Raw genomic sequence first — 15969 nt, forward strand, 5'->3', positions numbered from 1 at the left:
TCCGCTGACGGCCGGACCGCCGGTCAGCCCGCCGTCCCCCGACCGGCGGCGACCCTCTCCGCCAGCGCGGCGCGTCCCCTGGCCGCGAGGCGGCGGGTGGCCTCGTCGGACAGCTCGGGGATCTCCTCCACCGGGAACCAGCGCAGGTCCAGGGACTCCTCGCTGATCACCGCCTCGGCGCCCTCCGGGGCGACGGCGGCGTACTCGACGTCGAGATGCCAGCTGTGCGGCGGATGGCACCACACCCGGTGGCGGTCCAGCGCGAGCGGGCCGGGCAGCGGCTCCAGGTCCGCGATGCCGGACTCCTCCTCGGCCTCGCGCAGCGCCACCCCGGCCAGCGTGGTGTCGGAAGGCTCGCAGTGGCCGCCCATCGGCAGCCACATTCCGGCCTTCGGATGCAGGGTGAGCAGCACCCGCGCGCCGTCGTGCGACAGCACGGCCGTGGTCGCCGTGAGATGGCCGGGCACGCACTCGCGCAGCATCGCGTCCTCGTGAGCCGCCAGGTGGTCGAGGAACTCCGCGCGCAGCGACTCCTCCCCGGCCGTCGGCGCGGTCCACGCGGTGAGCACGGCCACCGCGTCGTCGTGCAGGCTCAACTCTGGTCGCCCTCGTCGCGGGGCTTCTCCTCCAGTTGGGAGATGTCCCACGTGGTCTCGCCCCGGACGAATGCCTCGGGATCGTCGAGGTCGTCGGCCGTCGGGATGAGGTCGGGGTGCGACCACAGCGCGTCGCGGCCGTCGACGCCGCGCGCCTCCTTGACGGCCTGCCACAGCTTGGCGGCCTCGCGCAGCCTGCGCGGGCGCAGCTCCAGCCCGACGAGCGTGCCGAAGGTCAGCTCGGCCGGCCCGCCGGTCGCGCGGCGTCGTCGTACGGTCTCCGCCAGGGCGACCGCGGAGGGCAGCTTGCCGGCGGCGGCGTCGTCGACCACCGTCGCGACCCAGCCCTCGACCAGGGCCAGCATCGTCTCCAGGCGGACCAGGGCGGCCTTCTGGCGCTCGGTCTCCTCGGGCTTGAGCAGCCCGCCGCCGCTCAGCGCCTCCTGGAGAGCCTGCGGGTTGTTGATGTCGAGCCCGCGGATCTGCTCCTCAAGGGCCGAGGTGTCGACCGTGATGCCCTTGGCGTACTCCTCGACGGCGCCGAGCAGGTGGCCGCGGAGCCACGGCACGTGCTGGAACAGCCGGTGGTGCGCCGCCTCGCGCAGCGCCAGGTAGAGCCTGATCTCGTCGGCGGGGTGTTCGAGGCCGGAGCTGAAGGAGGCGACGCCGCCGGGCAGCAGCGCGGCCGTGCCGGACAGCGGCAGGCCGATGTCGGTGGTGCCGATCACCTCACGCGCCAGCGAGCCGATGGCCTGGCCGATCTGCTGGCCGACCATCATGCCGCCCATCTGCTTGAGCATGCCCATCAGCGGCCCGGCCATCTGCTGGGCCTCGGGTGGCAGCCCGGAGCCGCCGATGGCGCCGCCCATGGTCTCGACCATGCGCTCGGCGATCGGCTCGGCCAGCTTGCGCCACACCGGGATCGTGTTCTCGATCCACTCGGACCGGCTCCACGCCTGCGGGTTGGACACGCCGCTGGGCAGCGTGGTCGCCTCGTTGAGCCACAGGTCGGCCAGGCTGAGCGCCTCGACGATCTGGCGGCGCTCGCCCTCCATCACGCTCGGGTCGCCTTGCGCGACGACGGCGTGGCGGGCGATGTTCTTGGCCATGTCCCAGTTGACAGGGCCTGAACCCTGGGGCGCCGACAGCATGTCGGCGAACTGGCGCATCGCCTGAGCCATCTGCTCAGGGTCACCGAACATGGCGAACGGGTTTTCGTTGGGGTCGTTTTCACGACCTGGCAGGTCAGTCACCGCGTTACCTCGTGCAGGATGGAGGAGTCCACATCCGCCACGTTAGTCGTCCTGTGGCGGATCAGTGCAAAGTGAGGACCTGGTGCCTACCTCGAAACGCTCGCGCCGACCAGTCGTAGCCGTCACCGGCGCCGCATCCGGCCTGGGCCGCGAGCTGCTCGTCAGGCTCGTCACCTCCGCGGATTTCCGCAGAGTCGTGGCCATCGACGAGGAGCGCGGTGACGTGCAGGAAGCCACCTGGCGGGTGATCGACGTACGGGATCCGCTCTTGGCGAACCGGATCTCCGACATCGACGTCGTGGTCCACGTGGCCGGCGACTACGCCCTCGACTCCGATCCCGGCGAGCGCCGCGCGTACAACCTGAGAGCCGCCCAGACCGTCCTCACCGCCAGCGCGGCCGCGCGCGTCCGGCGCGTGGTGGTCGTCACGAGCGCGATGGTGTACGGCGCCGCGGCCGACAACGACGTGCCCCTCGCCGAGGACGCCCCGGTGGCGGCCGAGCCCGACACGGGCGTGGTCGGCGACTACCTGGAGATCGAGGCGCTGGTGCGCACGTCGCTGCGCAGCCACCCCGGCCTGGAGGTCACGGTGCTGCGCCCGGCCGCGGTCGTCGGGCCCGGCATCGACACCGTGATCACCCGCCACTTCGAGTCGCCGCGGCTGCTGACGGTCAAGGGATGCGCGCAGCGCTGGCAGTTCTGCCACATCGACGACCTGGTCTCCGCCCTCGAACTGGCCGCCAAGGGCGCCGTCACCGGGGTGGCGGCCGTCGGCTGCGACGGCTGGCTCGAACAGGAGCAGATCGAGGAACTGTCCGGGATCCGGCGGTTCGAGCTGCCGGCCGGGCTGACCTTCGGCACCGCCCAGCGCCTCCACCGGCTGGGCATCACGCCCGCGCCTGCCACCGACCTCCACTACGTCGTCTATCCGTGGGTGGTCGACTGCGCCGCCCTGCGCGAGGCCGGCTGGAAGCCGTCGTGGACCAACGAGACGGCCTTCAACCAGCTCCTGGAGCTGCGCGAGAACCGCACCACCGTGGTCGGCAGGCGGCTGCCCGTCAAGGAGGCCACCCTCACCGCGGCCGGCGCCACCGTCGCCGTCATCGGCACCGCCGCGATCGTCCGTCAGGTGCGCAAGAAGCGCCGCCTGTGAGAAATATGTAGGCTCTTCGCGTGGACGTCATCCGGTTGCTCGGCATTCGTGACACCCCGCTGTCCGTCGACGAGGTGACGGCCGCGGTGGCCGACCACGCGGCGGGCGGCACGACCCTGTTCGTGGGCACCGTGCGTGAGCAGGATCACGGCAAGCCGGTGACGAAGCTGTCCTACTCCGCCCACCCGTCCGCCGAGCAGGAGCTGCGCTCGGTGGCCGAGAAGGTGGCCTCCGACTTCCCCGTGACCGCGCTCGCCGCCGTCCACCGGGTCGGAGACCTGGCGCTCGGCGACACCGCGGTGATCGTGGCCGTGGCCTGCGCCCACCGCGACGAGGCGTTCAAGGCGGCGCGCAGGCTGATCGACGATCTCAAGTCCCAGGTGCCGATCTGGAAACACCAGGAGTTCGCCGACGGATCGACCGAGTGGGTCGGCGCCTGCGAATAAGCTCGGATCCATGTCACGACGTGCCTTGACCCTGCTGGTTTCGGGCTTCCTCGTGCTCGCGCTCGGCATCGGCGGCGCGCTCGTGGACGTTCCGTACGTCGTGCTCAGCCCAGGGCCCACGGAGAACACCCTCGGGCAGATCGACAAGCAGCCGGTGATCAAGATAACCGGGCGTGAGACCTATCCGACCAGCGGTTCGCTCCGGCTCGTCACCGTCGCCTACCAGGGCGGGCCGACCTCCCAGATCGACCTGCTCACCGCGCTGCGCGGCTGGATCGACCCCACCGTCGCCGTCGTGCCGCAGGAGACCATCTTCGCTCCCGACCGCAGCCAGAAGGAGGTCGAGGAGGAGAACACCGTCGAGATGACCAACTCCCAGGACGACGCCACGGCCGCCGCCCTGAACGAGCTGAAGATCCCGTACAGGACCGTCATCTCGGTCGTCTCCGTCGCCAAGGACAAGCCCGCCGCGGGCAAGATCGAGAAGGGCGACGAGATCACCTCCGTCGACGGCGAGCCGGTCACCAAGACCGAGGAGGTCGGCGAGGCGGTGCGGGCGCGCCGGGCGGGCGAGGAGGTGACGTTCGGCATCACCAGGGGTGACGAGGATCTCAAGATCACCGTGCCGACCGTCGCCGCCGACGGCGAGCCGGTCGTCGGGGTGAGCATGCGGGCGACCTACAAGTTCCCCTTCGAGGTCGACATCAACGTGGGCGAGGTCGGCGGGCCGAGCGCGGGGCTGATGTTCTCGCTCGGCATCGTGGACAAGCTCACCGAGGGGCCGATGACGGGCGGCAAGCAGATCGCCGGCACCGGCACCATCAAGCCCGACGGCACGGTGGGCCCGATCGGCGGCATCCCCCAGAAGCTGGTCGGCGCCCGCGACGCCGGCGCCACGATCTTCCTCACGCCCGCGGGAAACTGCGCCGAGGCCATGAAGGCCGTGCCTGACGGGCTTCGGCTGGTCAAAGCCGAGACTCTCAACAGTGCGAGGCTGGCGATCGAAGCCTTGGTCTCAGGTAAAGGCAAGGTCCCGTCTTGCTCTGGATGAAACTTCCCTCATTCGCCGCGCGTTAGCCGTAGTGGTGACACTGCGGTGTAGGTTGCCAGACACGGACCGTTTCTTCATCACGACGAGGGGTTGGCCTTGAGCTTCCGGACCCCAGGAGCCGGCGGCAGGGCGATGCGCTTGCCCCGCCGACCGCGACTGCTTCTGCCCGTCGCGATCGCACTCGTGGCGATTGTGGCGCTCTTCTTCCTATTTTCCGGGATTTATACCGACTATCTATGGTTTAGCGCTGTCGACTACACGCGGGTCTTCTCCAGCGTGCTGCTGACCCAGGTGGTGCTGTTCCTCATCGGAGCGGTGCTCATGGTCGGCATCGTCGGCGGCAACATGCTGCTCGCCTACCGCACGCGGCCGACGTTCGGCCCGGCGGTCTTCGGCGGGGGCAGCGGCGCCGACCGCTACCGCGCCGCGCTCGACCCGCACCGCAAGCTGATCTTCATCGTCGGCCTGGCCCTGCTCGCGCTCTTCGCGGGCTCCTCTCTCGCCGGCCAGTGGCATACCTGGATCGAGTTCGCCAACGCCCAGCCGTTCGGCACGACCGACGCCGAGTTCAAGCGCGACATCTCGTTCTTCATGTTCGAGCTCCCGTTCATCAGGCTGGTGCTCAACTTCCTGTTCACCGCCGTGATCCTCTCGGCCATCCTGGCGGCGATCACCCATTACCTGTACGGCGGGTTCCGGCTGCAGTCGCCCGGCGTGCACGCCTCCAAGGCCGCGCGCATCCACCTGTCGGTCCTGCTCGGCGTGTTCGTCCTGCTCAAGGCCATCGCCTACTGGTACGACCAGTTCGACCTGGTCTTCTCCGACCGCGGCTTCGTCCACGGCGCCTCCTACACCGACATCAACGCGGTGCTTCCGGCCAAGAACATCCTCGCGATCATCGCCCTGATCTGCGCCCTGATGTTCTTCGCCGGCATCTTCCGGCCGGGCGGCATGCTTCCCGGGGTCTCGTTCGGCCTGCTCGCGCTCTCGGCGGTGCTGATCGGCGGCGTCTACCCGATGCTCGTCGAGCAGTTCCAGGTCAGGCCCAACCAGCAGGCCAAGGAGTCCCCCTACATCGCCCGCAACATCGAGGCGACCCGAGACGCCTACAACGTCGACGACGCCAAAGTGGAGCCCTACAGCGCCGTGGCCGACCCGAGCCAGGTGCGGGAGAACGCCGCCGGCGACACGTCCGTGACCGGCGTCCGCCTGCTCGACCCCGCGCTCGTGTCCGCCACCTACGAGCAGACCCAGCGCATCCGGGGCTTCTACAACTTCGCCGACCAGCTCGACGTCGACCGCTACCCCGACGCCAACGGCAAGCTCACCGACCACATCGTGGCCGTGCGCGAGCTGACCGGCCCGCCCGAGGGCCAGAACAACTGGATCAACCGCCACCTGGTCTACACCCACGGCTACGGCTTCGTGGCCGCCCCCGGCAACCAGGTCGACTCCAGCGGCCTGCCCGCCTACGACGCCAAGGACATGCCGGTCACCGGCCCCCTGGCGGAGCGCACCGGCCTCAAGGAGTCGCGCATCTACTTCGGCGAGACCACCGGCGCCGACTACGTCATCGCCGGCGGCAACCCCGAGCGCCCGCAGGAGCTCGACTACCCGGAGACCGGCGGCACCGGCCAGAAGAACACCACCTACACGGGCAAGGGCGGAGTCCCGGTCGGCTCGTTCATCAACCGGCTCTTCTACGCCGCCAAGTACAGCGAGGTCAACATCCTTCTGTCCGGCGACGTCAACGACAACTCCAAGATCCTGTACGAGCGCAGCCCGCGTGACCGCATCGCCAAGGTCGCCCCGTTCCTGACGCTCGACTCCGACCCGTACCCCGCGATCATCGACGGCCGGGTCACCTGGATCGTGGACGCCTACACCACGTCCAACTCCTACCCCTACTCGCAGAGCGAGAGCCTGCAGGAGATGACCCGCGACACGGCCACCGACCGGTCCCGGGTGATCGCCCAGCAGCCGCAGGACAAGATCAACTACATGCGCAACTCCGTCAAGGCCACGGTCGACGCCTACGACGGCACCGTCACGCTCTACGCCTGGGACCCGGACGACCCGGTGCTCAAGACCTGGAGCAGCGCGTTCCCCGGCATCATCCAGCCGAAGACCGAGATGAGCGAGAGCCTGCTCGCGCACGTCCGCTACCCCGAAGACCTGTTCAAGGTGCAGCGCTACACCCTGTCGCGCTACCACATCACCGACGCCGCGGCCTTCTACAGCGGCCAGGACTTCTGGAACGTCCCCAACGACCCGTCGCAGGGCGAGCAGAACGTCAAGCAGCCGCCCTACTACCTGACCACCACGATGCCGGGTGACCAGCCGAAGTTCTCGCTGACCACCACGTTCGTGCCACGGCAGGGTCCCAACCTGGCGGCGTTCATGGCCGTCGACTCCACGGCCGGCGACGGCTACGGCAAGCTGCGCATCCTGCGCATGCCGTCCAACACCCCGATCCCGGGCCCCGGTCAGGCGCAGAACGCCTTCCAGAGCCGGTTCGCGGGTGAGCTCAACCTGCTGGGCGTCGGCGCCTCCTCGGTCCGCTACGGCAACCTTCTGACGCTGCCGTACGCGGGCGGGCTCGTCTACATCGAACCCGTCTACATCCAGGTCGCGGCGGGAGGCGGCCAGGAGCCGTACCCGATCCTGCAGCGCGTCCTGGTGTCGTTCGGCAGCGAGATCGGCGTCGCCCGCAACCTCGACGAGGCGCTGGCCCAGGTCTTCGGCAAGGAGCAGACCACCGGAGACCAGCAGCAACAGCAGTCTCAGGAGAACCAGCAGCAGGAAAACCAGCAACAGCAGCAGTCCGCCCTGCAGACCGCGATCGGCGACGCCCAGAAGGCGTACGACGACGCCACTAAGGCCCTGCAGAGCGACCCGCCCAACTGGGAGGAGTTCGGCAAGGCGCAGCAGCGCCTGGACGACGCCCTGGAGAAGCTCCGCACCGCCGGGGTCCAGGCGCCGGTCACCCCGACCCCCTCGCCGACCGGTTCACCGTCACCGTCGCCGTCCCCGACCGGGTCGGCGACCCCGGCGCCGACCGAATCACCGGAGCAAGGGTCCTAGCTCTCTCGATTTGCGTGAGTCCCGCGTCGGGGATAGTCTTTAGACACACACCGACGCGGGGTGGAGCAGTTCGGTAGCTCGCTGGGCTCATAACCCAGAGGCCGCAGGTTCAAATCCTGCCCCCGCTACCAAGAGGAAATGCCCTCCAGGATCATCCTGGAGGGCATTTCGCATGTACAGCCATCTTCAGGCAGAGGAACGTCCCGGGCGATCCGGTCGGTGGTAGTCGATCTTCCCGCGGGCGCCCGTCGATTTGCGTGAACTCCCGTTTCAGGGATAGTGTCAAGACACACCGACGCGGGGTGGAGCAGTTCGGTAGCTCGCTGGGCTCATAACCCAGAGGTCGTGGGTTCAAATCCTGCCCCCGCTACGAAAAGAAACGCCCTCCGGGATCATCCCGGAGGGCGTTTCGCATGTCCGGGCAGCGGAGCCGCCCGTTCCCGCAGGGCCCGCGCACGCCCAGTCCCGGCTGGAGCGTTCAGCTCCGATGGACAGCCTCCGGCGCGGGTTCCGGCCGGTACCCGAGCCGGCCGCGCGTCGCGACGAGCACCACGAGCGCCGCCGTGGTGCCGGCGAGCAGAGTGACGTGGGACGCCTGCTCGGCGGTGGCGAGCGAAGGGAACACGTCCGCGTACATGATCGACATGAAGTTGTTGACGCTGACGTGCAGCAGCATGACCAGCGGCAGGCTCTGACCGGTCCGGTTGAACACCCAGGTGACGACCACGCTGAAGACGCAGGCGAAGGCGACGAACTCGCCGACCCTCATCCAGGTGACGTCCGGCCACCCGCCCCACTCGCTCAGGAACAGCGGCAGGTGCCAGATGCCCCAGAGCGGGCCGAGGACGAGGGTCGCGCCCAGCGGGCCGAACCTGCGCTGCATGCGGGGCAGGGCGAAGTCACGCCAGCCGGGCTCCTCCGCCAGGCCGGTCGTGACCATCTGGATGAACAGGCCCGGCAGGTAGGCCACCAGCATGACGGCGGACGGCAGGCGGATGTCTCCGCCGGACAACGCGAGGCCGCTGACGATGATGGCGGCGGGCACGCCGACGGCCGTCGCGACGTACCAGACCCAGCTGACCCGCCACTTGGTCATGCGGCCGATCCACCGGCGGACGCCTTCCCTGCCGTCCGCGACCGCGGTCACGATGAACGCGGCGAGGATGGGGCCGAGATACGCGCCGGGGAGGACGCCCAGGATCTGGGTGCCGCCGAGCGCCGAGGGGAAGGTGAAGTCCAGGACCCCGAGACCGGTCGCCGAGAGGATGTAGGGCGTCCAGGCGGCCCAGCTCATCAGGTTGGCCAGGACGAAGAAGCTGATCAGCGGACGGCGGCGGATGAACCCCCGGATCCCGGTCCGGCTCGGCCGCTGATCGACGCCTGGCGGGCTGTCGACTGACATGACATCGCTCCTTGGGGAGTGGCTTGGCTGACGCTGATCAGCACACCAGCCGCGGCCCCGCCGGTCGCTCCCGCGTACGCCCCAACCCGCGGTACAGCCAGGGGTACCGAGTCGGCCCGGCAGGTGTCAGGCGGTCGCCGGGCGGCCACGCGGGTAGAGTGATGCGGTCCGCGGGGTGAGCACGGCAGGGGTAGGACGATGATCGACATCATGGGCGAAGGCGGCCGGCGCCGGACGTTCGCCGTCATCAGCCACCCCGACGCGGGCAAGTCCACCATGACCGAGGCGCTCGCCCTGCACGCCTCGGCGATCACCCAGGCGGGGGCGGTCCACGGCAAGGCCGGGCGCCGCGGCGTCACCTCCGACTGGATGGAGATCGAACGCTCGCGCGGCATCTCGATCACCTCCGCCGCGCTGCGCTTCGACTACCGGGGCCACGTGTTCAACCTCGTCGACACACCCGGCCACGCCGACTTCTCCGAAGACACCTACCGGGTGCTGGCCGCCGTCGACTGCGCGGTCATGCTCATAGACGCGGCCAAGGGCATGGAGCCGCAGACCATGAAGCTGTTCGAGGTGTGCCGCCACCGCCGCATCCCGGTCATCACGTTCGTCAACAAGTGGGACCGTCCCGGCCGCGACGCCCTCGAACTGCTCGACGAGATCGAGGACCGCACGCGCCTGCGCCCCACGCCGGTCACCTGGCCGATCGGCGCCGCCGGCCACTTCCACGGCGTGATCGACCGGCCGGCCGGGCGCGCGGTCCGCTACGAGCGGACTCCCGGCGGCGCCACCAAGGCGCTGACCCGCGAGCTGACCGACGAGCAGGCCCTGGCCGAGCTGGGCGAAGACTGGCGGCGCGCCGGTGAGGAGACCGCGCTGCTGTCGGCCATCGGCGCCGACCACGACCAGAAGGCCTTCGAGGCCCACGAGTCCACCCCGGTGCTGTTCGGCGCGGCGCTGCCCAACTTCGGGGTGGCGCGGCTGCTGGACACGATGGTCGAGCTGGCCCCGCCGCCGGCGCCGCGTCCGGACGTGCACGACACGCCCAGGGCGCTGGACGCGCCGTTCTCCGGGCTGGTGTTCAAGGTGCAGGCCAACATGGACCGCGCGCACCGCGACCGGATCGCGTTCGTCCGCGTGTGCTCCGGGCGGTTCGAGCGCGGGATGGTGCTCACCCACGCCGCCACCGGGCGGCCGTTCGCCACCAAGTACGCCCAGAGCGTGTTCGGCCAGGATCGCACCACGCTCGACGAGGCCTACCCCGGTGACGTGGTCGGCCTGGTCAACGCCGGTGCGTTGCGGCCCGGCGACACCCTGTTCGACGGGCCGCCGGTGACCTACCCGCCGATCCCCAGCTTCGCCCCCGAACACTTCGCGGTCGCCCGGGGACGCGACTCCGGCAAGTCCAAGCAGTTCAGGCGCGGCATCGACCAGCTCGATGCCGAGGGCGTCATCCAGGTGCTCCGCTCCGACCTGCGCGGCGACCAGGCGCCGGTGCTGGCGGCGGTCGGGCCGATGCAGTTCGAGGTGGTGCAGCACCGCATGGCCGCCGAGTTCGGCGCCGAGATCAGCCTCGACCGGCTCGACTACACGCTGGCCCGCCGCACCGACGCCGCCTCGGCGCCGGCCCTCGACCGCGAGCGCGGCTGCGAGGTGCTGACCCGCTCCGGAGACCAGGCGATGCTGGCGGTGTTCACCGACCAGTGGCGGATGCGCACGATCGCCCGCGACCAGCCCGGCCTGACCCTGGAGCCGCTGATCGCCGACACCAATCGGGAGCAGCGCTGACCGGCGCCCGCCGCTAGCCGTTCTCCGCCAGCCAGCGGTCCAGCTCCTCCCGGTCCCGGCGCAGCTCCGGAACCCAGACCCCGGCGTCGCGAGGGTCGTGCTTCAGCAGCTCGGGGATGTCCGCGTTCCAGTCTTCGGCGATCTCGGCGACCGCCTCACGGAGCTTGGCCTCCAGCTTGCTCCGCACGAACAGCAGGCCGAGCGCCGCGAGCGGCCGGACCCAGCCGCGTCCCCGCACGACCAGCGTGAGGCCGAGCCGCCACTTCCCGCCGCCCTCGGCCGCCGCCCTGACCAGCAGGCGCGCCTGCCCGTAGTGATGACGGAGCAGCACGGTCACCGGCGCCTGCCCGCCTCCGCCCTCCACCTGGCGCCACCACTGCCGGAAGTCGAGCCGAGCGGCCCACGACAGCCGGTGGAGGCGCTTGGCGGCGTGGTGCTCGCCCCCGGCCACGAGCGACCGCGGCGCGCCGGGATCGGACAGCTTCACCGTCCACGTGGTCTTCTGGTCGTCGGGGTGCCAGGTGGTGACGGCCGCGCTCACCTCTCCCGTACGCTCCCACGAGGTGATCAGCAGCTCGCTGGTGGTGCCGTTCCCGTCCTCGCCCTCCGGCGGGTCGGTGTGACGCTGGTAGCGCGCGCCGGCGGTCAGGTGATCGCCCTCGACGAGCGCGACGTCGGCGAGCTCCTCGTCGCCCTGGATCCAGCCTTCCTCGTCCGTGCGCAGGTCCTCCGCGCGGTCGAGCAGGGCGCGTACGTACTCCTCGAACCAGTCGCGGGGGATCGCCTCGACGACGGCTGCTGCCTGTAAACGGGCCATACGAAGCATGGTCGCGGCGAGACCGCACCCGTGTCCACAAGCCGGCGCCCTCCGGGGTCTCCCTCGGAGGGCGCCGGTCGGGGCATGGGGGTCCTTACGCCATCAGCACCTCCTGCGGCTGTCCAGGGCTCTGTCTCTCGGGAAGCCACGGTCATGGAGAGGTACGGAGGAGCGGGCGGTCGAGTTCACCCCTGGCATCGCTCAATCGCCTCGGAGGGCGCGGAGCACGGCCGCCTGCTCGGCTGTCGTGCCCGCCTCGCGGGCGCGGGCGGCGTCCGCGGCCGAGAACCCCGCGACCACCCAGGCGGCGACCTCGGTACGCGGTATCGCCGCGTCCCACCAGTCCCGCATCAGGCCGAGCGCGTCGACGCCGCGTCCGGCCAGGCCGGCGGCCTCGGCAGGAGTGAAGCCGATGGCGCGGTAGACGGCCGCGCCGGCCGGGTCGATGCCGGTTTCCGCCCAGGACACGGCCACGGCGCCGGTCCATCCCGCGTCGAGATAGGCACGCGCCGTCGCGGCGGGCACACCGCCTCCCAGGAGCGCCCGCATGGTCTCGCGCTGCTCGCCGTCGAGCGCGCTGGGCCGGGGCGAGCGGGAACGCAGCAGGGTGCGCAGCCACCCGCGCGGGCCGGGACGTTCCCCGGCGAGGTGCCGCTCGGCCGCTTCCGCGTGCGGGTAGCCGAGTTCGTGCCAGCGCACGGCGTCGCGGGGCGTCATGCCCGCCCGCAGGAGAGGCTGCACCGTGTACGGGGAGAGGCCCGCGGTGCGCCAGGCGAGGGCCTGATCGGGGGTGTGGACGCCGCCGGCCCGCCATCGTTCGGCGGTGTCCAGCGGGAACCCGCCGCCGATCCAGCGCCGCGCCTCGGCGACGGTGAACCCGCGGGCGGTCCACTCGTGCAGATCCTCGGGCTCGGGGCGGTCGGCGTAGGCGATGCTCATGATCTCTCCCGGTCGAGGTCTTCGTCTCGGATCGTGACGGTGTGGGCCCAGGCGGGCGGTCGTCCGGTGCCGACGAGCCCGACCAGCACGGGGACGGGCGGCCGGTGCTCCGGCCACGGGGTCTGCCCGTCGGTGAGGACGACGACCAGGTCGGGGCGCGGGCGCAGGGCCAGCGCGGCGGCGATGCCCTCGCGCAGGTCCGTTCCGCCTCCGCCGGTCAGCTCGATGTCCTCCGTCCTGCGTACGGTCTGGACGGGGTGCGCGTGCAGGTCGCAGCAGATCACCCGCAGCCGCCGTCCGGGACCCCGGGCGAGAGCGGTGATCTCGGCGAGGAACCGGGCCAGCATGGGCTGCGGGATGCTGCCTGAGGTGTCGGCGACCAGCACGATCTCGGGCGCCGGGGCGACCATCGCGGGCAGCACCACGCCGTTCACGGGCGGGCGCCGCGCGGGACGGCGGTAGGAGAAGTCCACCCGTCCCGAGGCCTGCCTTACGCCGCGCCGGACGCGCGCGCGGAGCTCGGCCCGCCAGTCGACGGCGGGACGCAGGCGTTCCCCGGCCCAGCGCCGCCACCCGCCGGCCACCGGAGACCGGGCGGCGGCCCTGGTCTCGATCTCGCGGGCGATCGCGAGTTCGAGGATGTCGCGCTCGACGCCGTCCAGCCCTCCGCCGGAGATCTCGTACGGGCGCTCCACCCCGTCCGCCGCGCTGCCGCAGTCGATCAGCTCGGCGAGCGGGCGGCCGCCCCGGCGGTGCGCGGCGTCGAGAACCTCGATCAGCGACAGGTACTCCTCCGCCATCCGCCCTTCCGGCAGGCCGAGGGCGCGCGGGGAGATCACCCCTGCGGGCGCGCCGGCTTCGAGATCGTCGTTGACCTCGGCGTCGGCGGCCTGGATCCAGTGCGGTGACGGCCCGGGGGAGCGGGCGGCGTGGTGGCGGACGAGGTGGCCGATGTGGTGCAGCAGCCACCATCCGATCTCCCCGGCGGGCGTGGCCAGGGTCGTGCCGGGGTCGAGGTGGACGTGCCACCGGGTGTCGGCGGGGAAGGCGCGGAACTCGGCGTCGGCGACGGGCTCGCCGGTCACGTCGTCCAGATACGGTTCGAGGACGACCGGCCTCAGCGCGAACAGCGCGCTCGCCAGGTAGGGCGCGCGGGCGGCGGCCCACACCCGCGCCTCGGCGAAACGCCGCAGCACGTCGGGGGTACGGTCCACGGGGTTCATGGCATGAGGCCCGCGGATCGCAGGATCGGCGCGAGGTCGAGGAGCGCGGACGGCAGGCCCGCCCCGGCCGGCCGGTTCGCGGCCAGCGTACGAGCCGAGGCCGCGGCCACGTCGGGCGTCGTCTGGGAGACCCGGCCGATCACCGTCCAGGCGCGTTCCCAGGTCGTCGCGCCGCCGTCGGCCACCACGTGCGCGACCAGCCCGCCCAGCAGCGCGTGCAACCGGTCCGCCCGGTCCGGCAGCGGCGCATCGGGGTCGTCCAGCAGGGTCTCCGGGTCCGGCAGGTCCAGCGTGCGCAGCCAGGACAGCAGCTCGAACCCGGCCGCCTCGCCCACCGCCCCGATCACCAGCGCCGCCACCGCCGCTTCGGTGGCCGCGTCGGCCTCTCCGGCGGCCAGCGCGATCGCGGCCATCTCCCAGCTGCGCGGGCTCGGCCAGCTCCTGCCCGCGCGCTCCGGCGTACCCGGCACGGCGAGCACCAGCTCGGGCCTGACCCGCAGGAAGGCGCCGACCCGCGCCTTCGCGGCGGCCACCCCCGCCCGCGACGGAGGCACGACCCGGACGGCGTCCGGCTCGGGGAACCCGTGGGCCAGGCCGTCGGCCACGTCCACGGGCGAGACGTCCCAGTCCAGGTGGACGAGCCGGTTCGCGAGCGGCGGCGACAGCTCCCAGCCGTCCGCGGCCAGGTCCGGCGGGTTCGCGGCGGCCACGATCCGCACCCCTTCGGGGAGTACGAGGTCGCCCACGGCACGTTCCAGCACCACCCGCAGCATCGCGGCCTGCACCGCCGGCGGCGCCGTGGTCAGCTCGTCCAGGAAGAGCAGCCCCGACCCGGCGGACGCCAGCCGTTCCGCCCAGCGCGGCGGCGCGAACCACGTCCCCTCCTGGCGGACGACCGGGAGGCCGGCGAAGTCGCCGGGCTCGCGGACCGATCCGACGACCACCTCCACCGGCAGGTCCAGCTGCCGCCCGAGCGCGACGACGGCGGACGTCTTGCCGGTGCCCGGCGCTCCCCACAGCAGGACGGGCAGATCCGCCCGCACCGCCAGGGCGAGGGCCGTGCGCACGCTGTCGTTCTTCGTCATGGGAATCCTCCAAGGTGTCGCGTCAACCATAGTTGACCCCTCGGAAAGCGGTCAACTACGGTTGACGGAGGTGGAGGTGTCCGAAATGATGTCGCCCCGCGCGGCCACGAGCGCGTCGACGTATGACTGGATCATGAGCGCTCGCTACGACGGCCTGGCCGAGTGGTACGACGAGTTCAACGCCGAAGGCGCCGCAGGGAACGCGCCCGAGCTGGCCGAGCTGCTCGGCCCGGGCGACGGCCCATGCCTGGACCTGGGTTGCGGCACCGGCCAGTATCTCGACGCGATCCGCGCGACCGGCAGGACCGTCGTCGGGCTCGATCGGTCAGCCGACCAGTTGCGGCTCGCGCGCCGCAGGGATCCGGCGCCGCTGTTCCAGGGTGACGGCCACGCGCTGCCGTTCCGTGACGGCGCGTTCGGGACCGTCGCCGCCCTCTGGGTGTCCACCGACATCCCCGACTTCGCCGCGCTGACGAAGGAGGCCGCCCGGGTGCTGCGCCCGGGCGGCCTCCTGCTGTTCTACGGGGTGCATCCCTGCTTCAACGGCCCGCACATCGAGAAGCGCGAGGACGGCGCCGTGACCATCCACCCCACCTACCGCAGGACGGGATGGCATCCCAAGGGGCCGTGGTGGCGGGAGGGCGGCATCAGGGACAGGCTCGGCATGAGCCACGTCCCGCTGCCCGACCTCATCAACGCGTTCATCGACGCCGGGCTGGTGATCGAGCGGCTGGCAGAGCCGCGCGAGCATCCCGTGCCGTTGATCCTTGCTGTGCGCGCCGTCAGACCACAGTGTCCGCCGGGCCCGTGAGCATCGTGACGCCGGCGCCCGCGAAGTTCGCCAGGTCCGTCACCGCCTGCTGGCCGACGTCGCTGCCCATGGCGGTGTTGAACGCGGCCTCGTCGTCGAACGTCAGCACCGCCACCAGGTAGTAGGCCGGCTCCGCGCCCCCGGGCCGGGTGGCCGTGTAGGAGCGCAGGCCGGGCAGCCGGGCGGCGAGGGGCGCGTGCACCTCGTCATAGTGCTTGTCGAACGCGGCCGTGCTCTCCGGGTGGTGGTAGAGCGCGAGGAGCTGGTACGCCATGACGCCTCCAGATGTCGGTTGCCTCGATCAAACATCGGCGGGGC

General features: G+C 71.4%; 14 protein-coding genes and 2 tRNA genes. 8 read left to right on the forward strand and 8 right to left on the reverse strand.

Annotation, left to right across the window (positions count from 1 at the left end; translation table 11 throughout):
- Window positions 1-23 precede the first annotated feature (23 nt).
- Window positions 24-596, reverse strand: a complete 573-nt coding sequence (locus tag FR742_RS01880; protein ID WP_148029298.1) for an NUDIX hydrolase — start codon at window positions 594-596, stop codon at window positions 24-26.
- On the reverse strand, window positions 593-1798 hold the full coding sequence (locus FR742_RS01885) for a zinc-dependent metalloprotease (RefSeq protein ID WP_148034288.1): 1206 nt from the start codon (window positions 1796-1798) through the stop codon (window positions 593-595). Before FR742_RS01885 ends, FR742_RS01880 begins: the two co-directional genes overlap by 4 nt.
- Before the next feature lie 130 nt (window positions 1799-1928).
- Here FR742_RS01885 and FR742_RS01890 point away from each other — a divergent pair, with 130 nt between their 5' ends.
- The 6 genes from FR742_RS01890 (at window position 1929) to FR742_RS01915 (ending at window position 7953) form a co-directional block, all read left to right on the forward strand.
- Window positions 1929-3002, forward strand: coding sequence for an NAD-dependent epimerase/dehydratase family protein (locus FR742_RS01890; RefSeq protein WP_187281383.1), 1074 nt, complete (start codon window positions 1929-1931; stop codon window positions 3000-3002).
- Window positions 3003-3022: 20 nt separating this feature from the next.
- Window positions 3023-3448 carry a molybdenum cofactor biosynthesis protein MoaE gene (locus FR742_RS01895; protein ID WP_148029300.1) on the forward strand — a complete coding sequence of 142 codons (426 nt, stop codon included), beginning with the start codon at window positions 3023-3025 and terminating at the stop codon, window positions 3446-3448.
- A gap of 10 nt (window positions 3449-3458) precedes the next feature.
- Window positions 3459-4499 carry a PDZ domain-containing protein gene (locus FR742_RS01900; protein WP_148029301.1) on the forward strand — a complete coding sequence of 347 codons (1041 nt, stop codon included), beginning with the start codon at window positions 3459-3461 and terminating at the stop codon, window positions 4497-4499.
- Between the two features lie 132 nt (window positions 4500-4631).
- On the forward strand, window positions 4632-7583 hold the full coding sequence (locus tag FR742_RS01905) for a UPF0182 family protein (RefSeq protein ID WP_148029302.1): 2952 nt from the start codon (window positions 4632-4634) through the stop codon (window positions 7581-7583).
- A 54-nt stretch (window positions 7584-7637) separates the two neighbouring features.
- Window positions 7638-7714, forward strand: a tRNA-Met gene (locus FR742_RS01910).
- 165 nt (window positions 7715-7879) lie between these two features.
- Window positions 7880-7953 (forward strand) — tRNA-Met (locus FR742_RS01915).
- A 108-nt stretch (window positions 7954-8061) separates the two neighbouring features.
- Here FR742_RS01915 and FR742_RS01920 read toward each other — a convergent pair.
- Window positions 8062-8985: a CPBP family intramembrane glutamic endopeptidase gene (locus FR742_RS01920; protein WP_148029303.1), complete on the reverse strand. Its 924-nt coding sequence runs from the start codon at window positions 8983-8985 to the stop codon at window positions 8062-8064.
- A 198-nt stretch (window positions 8986-9183) separates the two neighbouring features.
- Between FR742_RS01920 and FR742_RS01925 the strand changes: the two genes are divergently transcribed.
- Window positions 9184-10776: a peptide chain release factor 3 gene (locus FR742_RS01925; protein WP_148029304.1), complete on the forward strand. Its 1593-nt coding sequence runs from the start codon at window positions 9184-9186 to the stop codon at window positions 10774-10776.
- 13 nt (window positions 10777-10789) lie between these two features.
- Here FR742_RS01925 and FR742_RS01930 read toward each other — a convergent pair whose 3' ends face one another.
- From FR742_RS01930 to FR742_RS01945, 4 genes are all read right to left on the reverse strand, one after another.
- Complete coding sequence (locus FR742_RS01930; protein ID WP_148029305.1) at window positions 10790-11593, reverse strand: hypothetical protein; 804 nt, start codon at window positions 11591-11593, stop codon at window positions 10790-10792.
- A gap of 201 nt (window positions 11594-11794) precedes the next feature.
- Window positions 11795-12532, reverse strand: a complete 738-nt coding sequence (locus FR742_RS01935) for a hypothetical protein (protein ID WP_148029306.1) — start codon at window positions 12530-12532, stop codon at window positions 11795-11797.
- Window positions 12529-13755 (reverse strand): VWA-like domain-containing protein, encoded by a 1227-nt coding sequence (locus FR742_RS01940; RefSeq protein ID WP_148029307.1) that lies wholly within the window; start codon window positions 13753-13755, stop codon window positions 12529-12531. The genes FR742_RS01935 and FR742_RS01940 overlap by 4 nt, the downstream gene beginning before the upstream one ends.
- Window positions 13752-14840 (reverse strand): AAA family ATPase, encoded by a 1089-nt coding sequence (locus FR742_RS01945; RefSeq protein ID WP_148029308.1) that lies wholly within the window; start codon window positions 14838-14840, stop codon window positions 13752-13754. The genes FR742_RS01940 and FR742_RS01945 overlap by 4 nt, the downstream gene beginning before the upstream one ends.
- A gap of 133 nt (window positions 14841-14973) precedes the next feature.
- Here FR742_RS01945 and FR742_RS01950 point away from each other — a divergent pair, with 133 nt between their 5' ends.
- A complete protein-coding gene (locus FR742_RS01950; protein ID WP_148029309.1) occupies window positions 14974-15651 on the forward strand; it encodes a class I SAM-dependent methyltransferase in 678 nt (225 codons plus the stop codon).
- Here FR742_RS01950 and FR742_RS01955 read toward each other — a convergent pair.
- Window positions 15623-15925, reverse strand: a complete 303-nt coding sequence (locus tag FR742_RS01955) for an EthD family reductase (RefSeq protein WP_148029310.1) — start codon at window positions 15923-15925, stop codon at window positions 15623-15625. The two genes, FR742_RS01950 and FR742_RS01955, sit on opposite strands and share 29 nt — an antisense overlap.
- Window positions 15926-15969: the final 44 nt, after the last annotated feature.

The sequence above is a fragment of the Nonomuraea sp. C10 genome, assembly GCF_008017515.1.
Lineage (GTDB): Bacteria > Actinomycetota > Actinomycetes > Streptosporangiales > Streptosporangiaceae > Nonomuraea > Nonomuraea ferruginea.